The organism is Pseudomonas putida, from assembly GCF_022627325.1.
Lineage (GTDB): Bacteria > Pseudomonadota > Gammaproteobacteria > Pseudomonadales > Pseudomonadaceae > Aquipseudomonas > Aquipseudomonas putida_X.
This window is the reverse complement of the sequence record NZ_JAETZZ010000001.1, coordinates 701730-718224: the sequence shown is the minus strand read 5'-3', so window position 1 is coordinate 718224 and position 16495 is coordinate 701730. Positions and strand designations below refer to the sequence as shown.

Below are 16495 nucleotides of genomic sequence, written 5' to 3'. Positions count from 1 at the left end.
CATGAGCGATTTCAGCACCCTCGAAGTGATCCGCGACCCGCGCGGCTTCGCCACCCTGTGGCTAAACCGGGCGGACAAGAACAACGCATTCAATGCACAGATGATTCGCGAACTGATCGTCGCCCTTGGCCAACTGGCCGACGACGCCAGCCTGCGCTTCATGCTGCTGCGCGGCCGTGGCCGGCATTTCAGCGCCGGCGCAGACCTGGCGTGGATGCAGCAATCGGCACAGCTGGACTTCAACACCAACCTGGATGACGCCCGTGAACTGGGCGAACTGATGTACGCCCTGCATCGCCTGAAGGTTCCCACCCTGGCCGTGGTGCAGGGCGCGGCCTTTGGCGGCGCCTTGGGGTTGATCAGTTGCTGCGACATGGCCATCGGCGCCGAGGATGCCCAGCTGTGCTTGTCGGAAGTGCGTATTGGCCTGGCCCCGGCGGTGATCAGCCCGTTCGTGGTCAAGGCCATCGGTGAGCGCAGCGCCCGCCGTTATGCCCTGACCGCCGAACGTTTCAGCGGCGTACGGGCCCGGGAGTTGGGCCTGCTGGCAGAGGTGTACCCGGCCGATGAGCTGGAAGTGCAGGTCCAGGCCTGGGTGGACAACCTCCTGCAGAACAGCCCACAAGCGCTGCGCGCCACCAAGGACCTGCTGCGCGAAGTCGACGACGGTGAGCTCAGCCCTGCCCTGCGCCGCTACTGCGAAAACGCCATTGCCCGGATCCGGGTCAGCGCCGAAGGCCAGGAGGGCCTGCGCGCCTTCATGGAAAAACGTCGTCCCGCCTGGCAAACCGAGCCCGACAAGGAGCTGCGCCCATGAGCCGCACGCCATTGACCACCCTGCTGGTCGCCAACCGTGGCGAAATCGCCTGCCGGGTGATGCGTACCGCCAAAGCCATGGGCCTGACCACCGTGGCGGTGCACAGTGCCACCGACCGCGACGCCCGCCACAGCCGCGAAGCGGATATCCGTGTCGAGCTGGGGGGCAGCAAGGCCGCTGACAGCTACCTGGTGATCGACAAACTGCTCGCTGCGGCCAAAGCCAGCGGCGCTCAGGCCATTCACCCGGGGTATGGTTTTCTGTCCGAAAACGCAGGGTTTGCTCGTGCCATCGAGGACGCCGGGCTGATCTTCCTTGGCCCACCGGCCAGCGCCATCGATGCCATGGGCAGCAAATCAGCGGCCAAGGCACTCATGGAAGCGGCCGGCGTACCGCTGGTGCCGGGTTACCACGGCGACGCCCAGGACCTGGAAACCTTCCGCGCCGCTGCCGAGCGCATCGGCTACCCGGTGTTGCTCAAGGCCAGCGCCGGGGGGGGCGGCAAGGGCATGAAAGTGGTCGAGGACGAAAGCCAGCTGGCCGACGCCCTCGCCTCGGCCCAGCGTGAAGCGCAGTCGTCGTTCGGCGACGCGCGCATGCTGGTGGAAAAGTACGTGCTCAAGCCCCGCCACGTGGAGATCCAGGTGTTCGCCGATCAGCACGGCAACTGCCTGTACCTGAATGAGCGAGACTGCTCGATCCAGCGCCGCCATCAGAAGGTGGTCGAGGAAGCACCGGCGCCGGGGCTTTCCCCTCAGTTGCGGCAAGCCATGGGCGACGCGGCGGTGCGTGCCGCCCAGGCCATCGGTTATGTCGGTGCCGGCACCGTTGAGTTTCTGCTCGATGCCCGTGGCGAGTTCTTCTTCATGGAGATGAATACCCGCCTGCAGGTCGAGCACCCGGTGACCGAAGCTATCACCGGCCTGGACCTGGTGGCCTGGCAGATCCGCGTCGCCTGTGGCGAGCCGCTGCCGATTACCCAGGCCCAGGTGCCGCTGATCGGCCATGCCATCGAAGTGCGCCTCTACGCCGAAGACCCGGCCAACGACTTCCTGCCGGCCACCGGCACCCTGGCGCTGTACCGCGAGTCGGCACCTGGCGAAGGTCGCCGGGTGGACAGCGGGGTAAGCGAGGGGGACGAGGTCTCATCTTTCTATGACCCTATGCTGGGCAAGCTGATCGCCTGGGGCGAAAACCGCGAACAGGCCCGCCTGCGCTTGCTGGCGATGCTGGACGAGTTCGCCATCGGTGGGTTGAAGACCAACATTGCCTTCCTGCGCCGCATCCTCGCCCACCCCGCATTCGCGGCGGCCGAGCTGGATACAGGCTTCATTCCACGCCATCAGGACGTACTGCTGCCGGCGCCGCAGCCTTTGCCCGCAGGCTTCTGGCAAGCCGCAGGTGAAGCCTGGCTGCGGGGCCAGGCGCCCCGTGAGCGTGACGACGACAGCGGCTCGCCGTGGGCTGAGCGCTCAGGGTTGCGCCTTGGCCTGCCGGCGCATAGCAGCTTGCACCTGCGCAGTGGCGGTGAGCGCCAGGCGATTGCGCTCGAGCACGGTGCCGTCTCGGCCTGGCAGCTGGACGGCGAACAGCTCGGGCATGATGAAGGCGGCGTGCGCCGGCGCTATCTGGCGGTGCGCCGAGGTGGCACGCTGTACCTGCGCTGGGAGGGTGAAATGCATGCCATCGAGGCCTTCGACCCGATCGCCGAGGCCGAAGCCAGCCACAGCCATCAGGGCGGCCTGGGTGCGCCCATGAATGGCAGCATCGTGCGGGTGCTGGTGGAGCCTGGCCAGGCGGTGGAAGCAGGCACTGCGCTGGTGGTGCTGGAGGCGATGAAAATGGAGCACAGCATTCGCGCTGCGCATGGCGGGACGGTGAAGGCGTTGTTCTGCCAGGAAGGGGATATGGTCAGCGAAGGGACGGTGCTGGTCGAACTGGTGGAGTGATGCAAGCAAGGGCCGCTTCGCGGCCCCACTACCTAGTAAGTACCGTGCGCCCGCACGACTACCCCAAGAAACTCACACCCGTCCTCACACACCAACGCCGGGTAGCTGCTGTTCAGCGCCCGCAGATACCGCTGCCCACCCTCTTCGGCCAGTTCGCGGAGAATCGCCGATTTGCCAGGTTGGCGCGCAATCACCAACCGCCCAGGCTCAGCCTCCAGCCCCGGATCCACCAGAATGCGCATGCCTTGCGGCACGCTACGGCCACTGGCCGTACTCATGGCATCGTTCTCCACCGTCAGCCAGAACGCTTTGCCTTGCGCCATATACTCGGTCTGCTCGTACACCATGGCCTGCTCGGGCGCTGATTCACCCAACGCATCCCAGCCTCGCACCGGGTAACGAAAACACACGATGTAGTGCATCAGGTCTACATCGTCATCCTCTTCATCCAGCACATAGCGGCCAGCGTCCTCACCCACCTGGCCCAGTACCCGCAGCTGCATGCTCACGTGGTAGTGGGGCATGCCCAGCTCGACGAAGACGCGGTTCATCGACTCGACCTTGGGCTGGCGCCGCTTGTTCACCCAATGCCCCACGCTGCCCTGGGAAACCCCAACGCGTTCGGCGAGCTGCTCTTGGGAGATATCGAGCTCCTCCATCCGGTCACGGACGAGGGCAATCCATTTATCCATATTCATCGCTGGCACGATACGGACTGCCTTCTAGCGCTCAATAAACATTCAGTATTATTTCTCATAAAGCACACAAATACTTTAGGTATTAAGATCAATGCGGACCTTTTCCCTCTTGGCTTATGCAGGTATCAGGATGAAACCACCGAAAAACGACGAAACAGAACTCGACAGCGAAGCCGCACGCCGCGCCCTCGACTACTACCTCAACCCCAACCCACCGCGCCCCAGCATCGACAACAAGATCTGGACACTCCACGAAGGCGTCACCGCAGACCAGGCCCAGGAGCACGCCATCGCCCTGCTGCGCTGCGCTGCCGCCACCGCCCACGAAACCGCCACCCATCAGGAAGGCAGCCACCGCGAATTGACCTTCGCACTGATGCATATGATGGACATGGCCAGGGCACTGCTGGAGCACAAGCGAGCCGTACAGAGCGGCCGTTAGGCTGGAACTGGAATAGGGAGAGACGTGATGGCCAGGTAACGGCAAAGGCCCCGATTGCCGGGACAGGGAAGTGCTTCAGCCGTTTTTTTCACCGGATAGGCGAAAAAACATTTGACTGGCAAATGATAACGATTATTATTGCACTCAGCTGATCGCGAGATCTGCTGGATAACCTGGAGCTTAGGTCGCTCTCAGATTATCTCCTCATCAGGCTAATCACGGTTTTTGACCCGGCTTTTTGCCGGGTCTTTTTTTTGGCTCTTCAGGCTAATGAAGATCGTTGATGGCCGCGATGATAGCAAAAATGTTTCAGGGCGTGAAAGCTCATTACAAAACTTTGCGGAATCAGCACTTGAGAATCAATCTCGTTTCGCCTACTCTGATTCCGCATCACGGAAGATGCCCCCACCCCTGCCCTCTTGTGCAAGGAGCTGACCATGAGCCGCCTGCTGCTGCCTGTTGAGCATCCAACACCCACCGCTGGCCACGACGCCGAAGCTGCCCTGCTGCATGGGTTCAAGCGCTTGCCACGCCGGGTTCAGCAGGTGTTCCTGCTCAACCGCCTGGACCAGCTGGACTACGCCAGAATCGCCACGCGCCTCGATTTGCCCTTGCTGAGCATCGAACGGCACATGAACCAGGCCCTACAAACGGCACGGCCCCACGGTGATGCCGTGGCGAGCGTTGCCGGCCAATGGTACGTACGGCTGCAGAGCCCCGAGGTCACTACCTGCGAGCGCATTGATTTTCGACGCTGGCTGGACGCCGATCCAACGCACCTGCAAGCCTTCCACGACACCGAACTGCGCTGGCGCAGCCTGCTCGCCCCAGCGCGGGAGTTGGGCCACGATGGCTGGTATCGGCAAGGCCGAGCGGCGATTTCGTTGGGTGGCTGCTCGATTGCAGTAGGGCTGAGCGTGGCGGCGCTGGTGCTGTTTGGTTACTGGGCGTAAGCCGTCAGGGACGGCAGAGGCAAAGCCAGCCCACCTGCAGATCAAGGCTCGTGCCTGAATCGCCCGGCCACGTAAGCGAGAAGCAGCCAGCCTGACAGGCAAGAGGCTATAAAGCTCGCCGCCAGATTCGTTGCCAAATGCACCTCGCCTGAGGACGCCACCAGCAGGCTCACGCCCCCGCCACACGCAAAAAGCAATGTGTTGCTGACCGAGGCAGCAGTCCCTGCGCGATCGGGGTGGCGACTGAGCGCATAGGTGGTTGCAGCCGGGCGAACGATGGTCGTGCCGATGGTGCAGATCGTTAAGGGCAACACTAGTTTTATCAGCACCCGTTCATCGCCTGACAAAGCAAAGTGCAGAGCAACGCCGGCAGCGCCTATCAGGGCAAACCCACAACCAATCTGCGCCTGTGTACTCAGCCTTCGATTCAGCTTATTGGCAATGACACCGCCGACCATGTAGGCCAACCCATAGAGCAGAAACACCATGGAGAAGGCGAACTCCGTCAACCCTAGCTGCACCATCAATAACAAGGGGGATACGACGACAAATGAAAAATGACAGGCAAATGCCAGACAGGAAAACAGCGAATACACCAGGAACGTTCTGTCTTTCAGCACCTGGCAATAGCCCTGCAAAAAACCGCCTCGATAACGAGAGGCTCCAGTGTCCTCCAACAACATAAAACAAAGTAACAGCACCCCTGTTGCCAGCATGACAAACACCTGAAAACTTGCCTTCCACCCCCCATAGTGCTGAAGCACACTGCCTGCTAACGGCGACAACGCAATAAAGACACCGCTTGCACTGGTCAGAAGGATTCGCATCGCATCGCGCTGTTGGCCACTGTAACTGTCCTGCACCAGCGCTTGGCTTAGTACGAAACAGCCACAGCCCATGGCCTGCAACAGGCGGAACACCATGAAGGTCTCATAGTGTACGGCGCGCAGGCACCCGATTGCCCCCACGATGCCCAGCAGGAGCCCCGCGATCAGCAAGCGCTTTCTTCCCACACAATCGGAAAGCGGGCCGATCACCGCTTGGGATAACGCCACACCCAGGGCAAATACACTCACCGAATAGGCAATGCGTTTTGTATCGACTGCAAAATACTCAGCCATGTGCGCAACAGAAGGCAAAATCACATCGAGCGGGAATACACCCAGCAGACTAATAAGAACCAGCAAAATCGATAGGGCAGTAGTTTTAGCAGGCACGCCACAAACTCCGGTTTCTGACCACAGGGCGCTGAGCAGTACGCCGAAGCGTTGCATCACTTTTTCAGGCCATATACGAAACCACACCGGCAAGATACACAAGCGGAGTTGCTCATTGAAACATCCCAAAAACGTGTAGGACTTTTGAGCCCGACATTGTGCCGTTACGCCATTAGCCCCCGTCCGACTGCGTTCAAGTACTTGCGTACTCAAGCCAGCCATTAACTTTTCAACAACAGGAAATCATCGTGGGTGCTGTTTTTGTACACAGCCTCCCTCACGAGGGGTGTACAGTACCCCCACAACAAAGCCCAAGGAGCCACGCCAATGACCGTGACGCTGTCCCCTCTGCAGATCGACTGCGCTTTTGATTCCGGCAACATCCAGGTCCTGGATGCCAGCAACCCTGCCCGGGTCCACCTGGCCATTCGCCCGGACACCCACAGCGGCCACTTCCAGTGGTTCCACTTCAAGGTCAGCGGCCTCACGCCCGGCCAGGTTCATCGCTTCAGCCTGGACAACGCCAGCGAGTCTTCCTACAAGAACGCCTGGGACGGCTACAACGCCGTGGCTTCCTACGACCAGCAGACCTGGTTCCGTGTGCCCAGCCAGTTCGATGGCAAGGCGCTGGCCTTTGAAGTGGAAGCCGAGCAAGAGCAGATCTGGTTCGCCTACTTCGAGCCCTACCCGCGTGCCCGCCACAACCAGTTGATCGAGCGTGCCCAGCAGATCCCCGGTGTCGAGTTACTGGCCCATGGCCGTAGCGTGCAAGGCCGCGACATTCCGCTGTTGCGCGCAGGCGACGGGGCCGCAGGCAAGCGCAAGCTCTGGCTGATCGCCCAGCAGCACCCGGGCGAGCACATGGCCGAGTGGTTCATGGAGGGGGTGATCGACCGGCTGCAAAGCAATGACGCAATCGTCCAGCAATTGCTGGCCAAGGCTGACCTGTACCTGATTCCCAACATGAACCCCGATGGCGCCTTCCTCGGCCACCTGCGCACCAACTTCAAGGGCCAGGACCTCAACCGGGCCTGGCAGGACGCCAGCGTCGAAGCGAGCCCGGAGGTGTTCTTTGCCCAGGCGCAGATGAAGCAGTACGGGGTGGATGCGTTCATCGATGTGCATGGGGATGAAGAAATCCCGCATGTGTTCACGGCAGCCTGCGAGGGCAACCCCGGCTATACGACGCGCCTGGCCAAGCTGGAGGAGCAGTTCCGTAGCACCTTGTGCAGCATCACGCCTGATTTCCAGACCGTGCATGGCTATACCCGCGATGAGCCGGGGAAGGCCAATACGACACTGGCGTGCAATGCGGTGGGCATGGCGTACGACTGCCTGTCGCTGACCCTGGAGATGCCGTTCAAAGACCATGACGATGCCCCCAACCCGAAGACCGGCTGGTCGGGAGCGCGGTCCAAGGCATTGGCAGGGGCGGTGCTGGAAACCTTGCTGAAGATGGCTGACGACCTGCGCTGATCAGTGCAGGCCTTTTCTCGGGGCAAGCCCGCGAAAAGGCCTGCACAGTCAAAACTGCACATCGAGTATCACATTGTCGGTATAGGTCGCCGCCGGCGGTGTCGCCTGGTCGGTGTAGACCTTGGCGTTGTAGTTGAACACCTGGCTACCGGTACCGGTCCCCGCCCCGGGGTTGACATTGGCATCGCTGCTCGAGCGCCGCGCGCTGCCCACGGCTCCCCAACGTACTGCGCCCGCGCTTTTGAAGATGTCGTAGGCCAGGTAGTTGTTGGCAGCAGACTTCATCCTCCGACGCCCGCCTGCTGCATTCTGCCCGTCATCCAGCCCGACCGTGTAGCTGCTGCCCTTGGTACAGGACAGGTTCACGCTCTGGTTCACCGTGCCGAACCCCGCCACTACCGGCGCACTGCCAAAGCTGATGGTGGGCGTCGATATCTGGCAGTCATTACTCACCGTCAGGCTCACCGTGAGGGTCTGGTTACCCGAACCCGTGTCGCGCCCCAGGCACAGATTGCCCAGGCCAATGCCTGAGCAGTAGTTCCAGACCCAGGCAAGGTTCAGCGTCTCGGTATAGACGCCGGCCGCCACGTTGGCGCCAACCGAAGTCTTCAGGTACACCGGCACAGACTTCGGGGAATTGCCGTTGAGCAGGCCCAGGGCGTCGATCAGGCCGTTGCGGGCGAAATCGAACTGGGCGCCGCGAGTGATGGGGTAGCTGGTCGTATTATTGGCATAGATCGTATAGGGGATGACATCCCCGGTCGGCCCTACCAGCCCGCTGGTAGCGGATGTGATGGTGAGGTAGAAGTGGTCACTGCTCACTAGCAGGGACAACAACGACCCGGTGCACTGCAACCCCGCATTGGTGGTGGAGGCACTCTGGATGGCGGTGCGCACCAGGGTCGAGTTGACGGTGCCGAACGCCGCTGGTGCGGTGGCCACGGACGAACATAACGCCCAGGCCGACCCCGCCGGCAGCGCCAGCATGCCGATCAGCAGGCCGCGCAACCCCTTGCTCATCGGCACACCAGAGGGCCGATCAACGGGATCGAGCCTTCTGCCTGGGGCAAGTCGAATTCGACCTGACACTGCCCTCCTCCCTCCAGCCTGACCTGCAGCTGGTTATGCGCTGAAAGGTTCTCCAGATAGACCAGCCCGTCCCAACCCACCACCGCCTGGCTGCCACTTTCACGGTGGCTGACCGTACTGCCCAGCTTGAGCGGCTGCTGGTTGCCATCGACCAGCTCGATGCTCGCCGCCAGCACGCGCTTGAGCGGGAATTCCAGCAAGTAGCCGCTGCCACGGCGCACCGCGACCCGCTGCTCCACCTGTGTCGCGAGCACATCGGGCGGCAGATCCATGGGGTCGATCTCGTACTTGCCGCGGTAGTAGCCGCTGCTGTACGGCACCAGCAGGTGGCCGTTGCGGTCGGTGCGGCCGATCTCCTGATTTTCGTAACGCACGGGCACATCGGCATAGCCGCCGGTGCTGACCACCACAAAGGCATCGTCGATACGATTGGCGGCAAACACCCCGGCGTCCATCCACACCAGCGAGCCGCTGGCGTCGGCCCAGCGGGTCATCTCACCGCTGGTGCCATACACGCCGGCCTGCAATTGCACCGACTGCAGGCGCCAGGTGGCGTCCGCCTGGCGGTAGGCATCACGATCACCTCCGGTGGCGTAGCCAAGGTTGTAGCCGACACCGCCGCCCACCGGCACCGCGCGGCTGAAGTTGACCCGCTGCAGGTCCTCGCCTTCCTTGCTGCGCTCCATGCTCACCGCCAGGGTGCCGCTGAAGTCGATGGGGATCACCCATTGCGCCTGCACCGCCCACTGGCTGTCGCCGACCTCGCGGTTGGCCGACAGGTAGACACTGCTGTTGCCCCACAGCGGCTTGCTCCAACTGAGGTTGATCAGCCGGGTGCGTGAGCCGTCACCGGCGCGCACATCGAAGTAGCCCGCGCCAAGGCTGCCGAAGCGTTCCAGGTTGAGGCTGAGGGTGACCTGTTCGCTGCGCTGGCTCAATTGCAGGTCCGGGCTGTCGACCCGGCTCAGGTCGGCGTACGCATCATGGCGCTGCAAACGCTGATAGCTGAAACCGAAGCGCTGGCTGTTGTACTGATAGCCGAGGGCGACCTGGTGGCCCTTTTCACCGTCGTACTGGCTCTGGGCTACGGCAGCGTTCAGTACGCCGAACGTGCCCAGGCGCACATTCGCGCCCAAACCGCCAAGCAGCAACGACTCTGCGGTTTCGACATGGCTTTCGAGGGTGAAGGCATCGCTGACGCCATGGCGCAGGCTGGCCGAGGCGACGCCAGGCCCGTAGCTGAAGTCGCGCACGGCGTAGTCACGGCGCAGGCTGCCGGCGGCCATGGAGAAATCCGACAGGCCTTTTTGCAGCAGGCTGCTGGTGACGTAGAACGGCAACGTGGTGGACACCTGACGCCCCAGGGCATCGGTGGTGACCACCACGGCCTCGCCGGCACCGTTGATGAACGGCACGTTGGTCAGGGTGTAGGGGCCAGGCTGCAACTCCGTGGTGCTGGACTTGTAGCCGTTGATGAACAGGTCCAGCGAAGTTGGCACTGCCGCTTCCCCCGCGAAGGCAGGCAACGGATACGTGACCAGGTCCGGGCGGGCGGCAAAGTCACGCGACAGTTGCAGGCCGCCCACCCGCACCGAACTGGTCCAGGGCAACGCACCGGTGACGAAGTCGCCCGCTTCGTAAGTCAGCAGGCGCTGCTCGTCGGTGAAGCGCCAGGTGGTGTCGTAGCGCAAAAAGCCCTGACGGCTGTCGTCGGCCGCAGCACCGTTGAACGACCGCCGCCACTGGCCGGTGGTGGCAAAGGTGCCCCAACCGTCGAACAGGCGCAGCTCATTCCAGGCTGCCAGGTAAGTCCCCCCCTCGTCGGTGTCGTTCAGGTACAGGTCATAGTTGAACAACGCGCCGAAACTGCTGCGTGCATCGCTGGCCGGATACAGGTTACGGTCGCCGACCTGCTGGTCCGGGAGCCAGGCCGGTGGCACTTGCAGCAGCAGGCGCTGGTTCTGGCTGTCGTAGTCGCTGTGCAGGCCCGCGATGGCATCCAGGGCCACCTCGCCTTGCGGGTTGCCCGGCAGGGCGATGCCGGCAGCGCGCAACACCTGGCTGTCGAGGAACAGCCCTCCGGCGCGCTGCTGCACCGGCACCAACTCAGCCCTGGGCACCTGGTTCACCAGCAGGTCCAGATACAGTGTGGCGTCGGCAATGGCGGCGGCCTCGGTGGGCGGCGGCGGCAGCTCGTCGGCCACCGCCAGGCCGGGGCCGATGAGCGCCAGCCCCAGGTACCAGCGGCGTGTCGCCCGCGCCAGCCATTTCACACACGCATTCCAACCATTGCCGGGTCCTCCCTGGCCCCTGACATTCATTCAATAGTGGCTTCATTGCCCTTGGCGGATCGCCTCGGCCACCTCCTGGCCGTTCACCCTGCCCTTGAGTACGCCGCTGGCGTTCGGTGCAACCGGTGCCGGCCAGCGCATGCTGGCCCCGGGCAGTACATACCCCAGCAGGCCCTCGGCCAGTGGCCTTGCCTGGCCGCCCTGCTGTACCACCACATCGGTCAGCCGGGCATGCACCGGGCCGGTGTTGCGCAGTTCCACATAGGGTTTGCCCTGCACCGTTACCGGCCGCCAGCTCAGTTGCGGCTTGCCCACCCCGCTGGCGCTGCGCTTGCCTTGCGGATCCGGCTTGCCCCACAAACCTTCGCCATAGACGAACAACGGCACCGAATAGCGCATCTGCAGGCGGATGGCCGCAGTGGCGCCCTGGTTGGCGTTGTCCGTGGGCAGTGGCGAGGGAATTTCGTCGATGATGATGCGGTAGGCCTGTTCCTGGCCGGCCGGTGAACTGCCGGTGCGGGTGAGGCGGATCAGTTGTTTCTGGCCGGGGGCGATGGTCGCTACCGGCGGGCTGCCGATGATCTCCCGCTGGGCCTGGAACTGCTCCTGGTTATCGCCCTGTCGCCAGGCAAACACGCGTACCTGGAGGCTCGCCGGTGCGCTGCCGCGGTTCTCCAGCCACAGCGCGCCGGCCTTCTGGTCAGCTTCCAGCACCGGGTCGATCGGCCAGATCAGCACCGAGGTGGCAGCCCCCGCTGGCAAGCTCGCCAGCAGCAATGCCCCGATCAAACCCCGCGCCCACTTCGCGCCTGCCTGCATACCGCTCTCCTTGATTGATTGTCAGGGGCCCCGGTCGTTTCACCAGGTCACCGCCACTTGCACGACGTCGGTGTAAGTGCCGGCCGGCACAAGGCCGGTGAGCTGCGTGCGGCCATACACCGACAGCTTGATCGCCGTCGGGTCGCTGTTGTTCAGTGCCACGCTCTGGCCCACGGCGATGCTCTGGCTGTAGGCCGCGTCCTGGTACAGTTGGTAGGCCAGTAGCTGCGTGCCGCCGCCGCGCTTGAGGTAGCGCGTGCCGCTCACCGCGTTCTGCCCACCGTTCAGGCTCATGCTCAGGCTAACGCCGGGCGTGCACTGGAAAGTCACCGTGGTCCCGCCCAGGGACGTGCCGAGGGCCCCGGTCGCCAAGGCCGACTGCGTGCCGTAATCGAGCACGCCATACTGGCTGACGCCGCCCACCACCAGGCAGCCCGCGGTGATCGTCGCGGTGACCTGGAAGCTGCTGCTGGTCGCCGCATCCAGTGGCGTCGCCAACAGGATGCCCAGGCCTGCAAGGGAGCCACCCAGCCAATAGCGCATGGCTGCGGCTCAGAACGACAGCTCGACGGCCACCGTATCGGTGTATACCCCGGCTGGCAGGCCGGCCTTGCCGCGCGCCTGACCATAGAGGTTGACGGTCTGAGCAACCCCGGTGCTGGTCGGCAGCGTGATGGTGCCGTCGATGGCCAGCAGTTGGGTACGCCCAGTGTCGGTATAGAAGTCGTAGGGCACGAAGTTGCCGTTGCCGTCTGCCAGCGCCCGGGTACCGCCAGTCGAGGCACCGTCGTTGGCCCCCGCACGCACGCGGATGGCTGGCACCGTACCTGCGGAGCAGAGGATGCTCATCGCACCGCCGCCGCCACCGAGCACCTCGCCGTTGGCGGTGGTGAACAACGCCTCCTGAGTGCCGAAGCTGAGGGTACCGAAATTCAACCCCGAGGTGCCTGTGGTGCCATTGACCTGGCACGCCGAAGTCAAGGTCAGGGTGGAGTTGATGGTCCCGGTCACCGTGGCGGCCTGGGCGTGGCATGCCATCGCCAGGCCAAGGCCGGCGAGCATGCAGTGGGTGAGGTTCGTTCGCATCGGTGTCTCCTTGCGGGAATTACCAGTCCAAAGTCACTCTGAGCGTGTCGCGGTACAACCCGGCCGGCAGCGCACGCGGTTGCGCCACCACTACGCCGAAGATGGGGATGGGAATCTGTTCGGTGCTGCTGATGGTGAAGGCGCGCGCCTGGCCGATGCCATAACGGCTATTGCCGCCGGGGTCGAGCGCCAGTTGATAGGGGATCATTTCACGGCCATTGCTGAGGCGCCGGACGCCATCGCTACCGTTGAGGCCGCCGTTGATGCGCACGTTGAAGGCCCTGACCTGGGGCGTGCAGCTGATTTGCAGGCTGCCCTCGCCGTTCGCTTCGTCGACCCGGCTGCGCAGCGGCTGGTCCCAGTTCGGGCCACGCTCGCCGAAGTCCATCAGCCCAGGGTTGCCGAGCGTGGCCGGGGGCTGGTCGCCACTGCTGATCTGGCACGCGGCGCTGATCACCAGACGGGCCTGGATGAAGCCGGTGGTCGTGCCATGTGCTGCGCCGCTGGGCAATAGCAGCGGGCCCAGGCTGAGCAGCAGGAGGGATGTACGGTTCATGGCATGACGTCCTTGTGCATGTTGGCTCGCTACCAGGTGACCGTGACTTTGAGCAGGTCGGCATACACACCGGCGTGCGGCACCCAGGCCAGCTTGTCGATACGGGCGTACAGCGGCAGTTCGACCGTACCGCTGTCCGGCACACGCGCGGCGTGGAGCTGGCCCACGATCACCGGCTCGCGCCAGGCCGCATCGCGGTACAGCCGGTAGGGGATCGGCCGCGCCCTGGCGTCGCTGCTGGCCAAGAAGCGCAGTTCACCGGCGCCACCGTGCTGGCCACCGTCGACACGCACCTGGTAGGGCGTATCGGGGTTGCATTCCAGGCGCGGTGGCCGCTGGTTGAGCAGCTCTGCGCTCAAGGGCGTACCGGGCCCATCCAGGCGTGCGGCAGTGCCCAGGTCGAGCCGACCGAGATCCTGCGCCCCCGCCTCGCGCTGCTGGTTGACCAGCATGCAGCCTCGTTGCACCTGCACGCGCACCTCCACGAGGAAGTCCGCTGCTACGGCACTGCCAGTCAACAGCAGGCCCCACAGCGTCACCACACAGCGTCCCGTCACTGACACGCCCCTTTCAAGGTCCTGTGTCTGAGCGTAGCAGCCGGTGGCTTACCCGTGGCCGCTGCCCGCCATTCTTTGGTAGTAACAACAAAGGGTTAGATGGCTGCCCTGTCACGGCCAAGAAATTTCCGAGCGGCATCGAACCCATGCCCGTCCAGCGCCTCCAATGGCCATAGGCCGGCAAACCTTTGCGCATTCTGTTACGGTGCGCAGCAGCCACCGAGCCCGCATCAGACGCATGCGCGCCATGCATGGACGAACATGACAGGAGCGTATCCATTGACGACCACAGACATCGCACTTGCCGAAGCCGTGGAACGCTGTGCCCAGGAGCCCATTCAGGTTCCCGGCAGCATTCAACCCCACGGTTTTCTGCTGGTGCTGGACGAACAGGACCTGCGTATCCTCCAGGCCAGCGACAATGTCGCCCGCTGGCTAGGCGTGCCCGCCCAAGAACTGCTGGGGTGCACCTTCGCCGACGTGGTCAGCGACAGTTTCGACCTGCGCGCCCATCTTGAGCGCTTGCCCGGGGACGACGTTTTCCCGTTCTACATCGGCGATGTGTACCTGCGCCAAGGCGCGCCCTTCAGCGACCGCCTGCGCCTGCTCACGCATCGCCATGACCAGGTGCTGATCGCCGAGTTCGAACCCGCTCGCCAGCCCGCGGGCCAGGCCCTTGAAGGCGACTATTACCCACTGGTGCGTAGTTTTGTCAGCAGCCTGAACAACGCCGCCAGCCTGGAAGAGTTGCTGCAGCAGACCGTGCTGCAAATAAAGCAGATCACAGGTTTTGGCCGAGTCAAAGCCTACAGCTTCGATTCGGAAGGTAATGGCCAGGTGCTGGCTGAAGTGGCCGATGCCGGCTATCCCCGCTACCTGGGCCTATGCTTCCCGGCCTCGGACATCCCCCGCCAGGCCCGGGAGCTTTATCGGGTCAACCGCATCCGCGTGATCGAAGATGCCAACTACCAGGCCGTGCCATTGCTACCGGCGGCCAACCCGCGCACCGGCCAATCGCTGGACATGAGTTTTGCCGCGTTGCGCAGCGTGTCGCCGGTGCACCTGCAATACATGCGCAACATGGGCACCCTGGCGTCGATGTCACTGTCGATCGTGGTCGATGGGCAACTGTGGGGGCTGGTGTCGTGCCATCACCAGCAACCTCGCCCGGTCGATCTGCGCACCCGCACGGCCTGCGAGCTGCTGTCCAGCGTGCTGTCGCTGCAGATCGAATCGCGTGAGTCCCACGCCAATACCCGAAAGCTGCTCGACCTGCGCCAGCACATCGTCCGGATGATCTCCTCGATGGCCGACCATGACAGTGTCAGCGAGGGCCTGCGCGCCCTGCCCGAGGTGCTGTTGGCGTTCGCCGGGGCGAGCGGCGCGGCGGTCATTTCCGCCGAGCGCTGCGACCTGATTGGCCAGACGCCGCCGGCGGCGCAGGTTACTGCGCTGGTGCACTGGTTGGCCCAGCGCGATGAAGAGACGGTGTTCCAGAGTGACAACGTGCGCCGCGACATCGACGAACTGCCCGAGCTGGCCGAGCATGCCGGTGGCGTGCTGGCGGTGGCCATTTCCCAGATCCATTCGCATTACCTGCTGTGGTTCCGCCCCGAGCAGGTACGCACGGTCAACTGGGCCGGGCGGCCCGATAAACAGATTGGCCCGCAGGGGGCACTGAACCCGCGGCACAGCTTCGAACACTGGCAGGAACAGTTAAGCGGCTACTGCGAGCCGTGGGACCCGCTGACGATCGAAGGCGTGGTCGAACTGCGCACTGCAGTGCTCGGCATCGTCTTGCGCAAGGCAGAAGAACTGGCGCAGCTGGCAAATGAACTACGCCGTTCGAACAAAGAGCTCGAAGCCTTCAGCTACAGCGTGTCCCACGACCTGCGCGCACCGTTGCGCCATATCGCCGGCTATAGCGAACTGCTTGGCGAGATCGAAGGCCAGGGCCTGAGTGAGCGCGGCCAGCGCTTTCTCAAACACATCGAGGAGGCCGCGCAGTTCGCCGGCAGCCTGGTGGACAACCTGCTGAATTTCTCGCAGATGGGCCGCTCGGCGCTGCGCCTGTCCGATGTCGACCTCAATGCCTTGGTCGAAGCCATTCGCCAGGAACTGGCGCCCGATTACGAAGGGCGTGAGATCATCTGGAACGTGGCGCCGCTGCCCAAGGTGATCGGTGACCCGGCCTTCATCAACCTGGCGCTGCACAACCTGATCGCCAACGCCATCAAATACACCCGTGGCCGCGAGCCTGCACGCATCGACATCGGCGCACACCTGCACGAAGAGGAAATCGAAGTCTATATTCGCGATAATGGCGTGGGCTTCGATATGGCCTATGCGAACAAACTCTTCGGTGTGTTCCAGCGGCTACACCGCATGGAGGACTTCGAGGGCACCGGGATCGGCCTGGCCAGCGTGCGGCGGATCATCGAGCGTCACGATGGCCGAGTCTGGGCCCAAGGTCAGGTCGACCAGGGCGCCAGCTTCCATTTCACCCTTCCCCGTCATCCAGAAACAACCTGAGGCACCCGTACAA

15 protein-coding genes are annotated in these 16495 nt (G+C 63.6%); 6 read left to right on the top strand and 9 right to left on the bottom strand.

What is annotated here, in order from left to right; genetic code table 11:
* Position 1 precedes the first annotated feature (1 nt).
* A complete protein-coding gene (locus JNA92_RS03290; RefSeq protein ID WP_241803289.1) occupies positions 2–817 on the top strand; it encodes a gamma-carboxygeranoyl-CoA hydratase in 816 nt (271 codons plus the stop codon).
* On the top strand, positions 814–2766 hold the full coding sequence (locus JNA92_RS03285) for an acetyl/propionyl/methylcrotonyl-CoA carboxylase subunit alpha (protein ID WP_241803288.1): 1953 nt from the start codon (positions 814–816) through the stop codon (positions 2764–2766). Before JNA92_RS03290 ends, JNA92_RS03285 begins: the two co-directional genes overlap by 4 nt.
* Positions 2767–2798: 32 nt before the next feature.
* Here JNA92_RS03285 and JNA92_RS03280 read toward each other — a convergent pair whose 3' ends face one another.
* Entirely contained in the window at positions 2799–3464 is a 666-nt protein-coding gene (locus JNA92_RS03280; protein WP_241803287.1) for a LexA family transcriptional regulator, read from the bottom strand.
* Positions 3465–3594: 130 nt separating this feature from the next.
* Here JNA92_RS03280 and JNA92_RS03275 point away from each other — a divergent pair, with 130 nt between their 5' ends.
* A complete protein-coding gene (locus JNA92_RS03275) occupies positions 3595–3906 on the top strand; it encodes a DUF6124 family protein (protein WP_241803286.1) in 312 nt (103 codons plus the stop codon).
* 437 nt (positions 3907–4343) lie between these two features.
* Entirely contained in the window at positions 4344–4859 is a 516-nt protein-coding gene (locus JNA92_RS03270) for a DUF4880 domain-containing protein (RefSeq protein ID WP_241803285.1), read from the top strand.
* Between the two features lie 41 nt (positions 4860–4900).
* On the opposite strand, the gene JNA92_RS03265 is transcribed toward JNA92_RS03270, so the two are convergent.
* The gene (locus JNA92_RS03265) at positions 4901–6133 is read right to left on the bottom strand and encodes an MFS transporter (protein ID WP_241803284.1); all 1233 of its coding nucleotides are present in this window, start codon (positions 6131–6133) and stop codon (positions 4901–4903) included.
* Positions 6134–6403: 270 nt separating this feature from the next.
* On the opposite strand from JNA92_RS03265, the gene JNA92_RS03260 reads away from it, so the two are divergent.
* Positions 6404–7552, top strand: coding sequence for a M14 family metallopeptidase (locus JNA92_RS03260; protein ID WP_241803283.1), 1149 nt, complete (start codon positions 6404–6406; stop codon positions 7550–7552).
* Between the two features lie 48 nt (positions 7553–7600).
* Here JNA92_RS03260 and JNA92_RS03255 read toward each other — a convergent pair whose 3' ends face one another.
* The 7 genes from JNA92_RS03255 to JNA92_RS03225 are packed head-to-tail and all read right to left on the bottom strand — an operon-like array spanning position 7601 to position 13950.
* Positions 7601–8572, bottom strand: a complete 972-nt coding sequence (locus JNA92_RS03255; RefSeq protein WP_241803282.1) for a Csu type fimbrial protein — start codon at positions 8570–8572, stop codon at positions 7601–7603.
* Entirely contained in the window at positions 8569–10914 is a 2346-nt protein-coding gene (locus tag JNA92_RS03250) for a fimbria/pilus outer membrane usher protein (RefSeq protein ID WP_241803281.1), read from the bottom strand. The genes JNA92_RS03255 and JNA92_RS03250 overlap by 4 nt, the downstream gene beginning before the upstream one ends.
* A 60-nt stretch (positions 10915–10974) precedes the next feature.
* A complete protein-coding gene (locus JNA92_RS03245) occupies positions 10975–11751 on the bottom strand; it encodes a fimbrial biogenesis chaperone (protein WP_241803280.1) in 777 nt (258 codons plus the stop codon).
* A gap of 39 nt (positions 11752–11790) precedes the next feature.
* Complete coding sequence (locus JNA92_RS03240; RefSeq protein ID WP_241803279.1) at positions 11791–12294, bottom strand: Csu type fimbrial protein; 504 nt, start codon at positions 12292–12294, stop codon at positions 11791–11793.
* Between the two features lie 9 nt (positions 12295–12303).
* On the bottom strand, positions 12304–12837 hold the full coding sequence (locus JNA92_RS03235) for a Csu type fimbrial protein (protein ID WP_241803278.1): 534 nt from the start codon (positions 12835–12837) through the stop codon (positions 12304–12306).
* Between the two features lie 19 nt (positions 12838–12856).
* Positions 12857–13393: a Csu type fimbrial protein gene (locus tag JNA92_RS03230; RefSeq protein WP_241803277.1), complete on the bottom strand. Its 537-nt coding sequence runs from the start codon at positions 13391–13393 to the stop codon at positions 12857–12859.
* Positions 13394–13422: 29 nt separating this feature from the next.
* Positions 13423–13950, bottom strand: a complete 528-nt coding sequence (locus tag JNA92_RS03225; protein WP_241803276.1) for a Csu type fimbrial protein — start codon at positions 13948–13950, stop codon at positions 13423–13425.
* Positions 13951–14211: 261 nt separating this feature from the next.
* On the opposite strand from JNA92_RS03225, the gene JNA92_RS03220 reads away from it, so the two are divergent.
* Positions 14212–16482: an ATP-binding protein gene (locus JNA92_RS03220; RefSeq protein WP_241803275.1), complete on the top strand. Its 2271-nt coding sequence runs from the start codon at positions 14212–14214 to the stop codon at positions 16480–16482.
* The last annotated feature ends 13 nt before the right edge of the window (positions 16483–16495 follow it).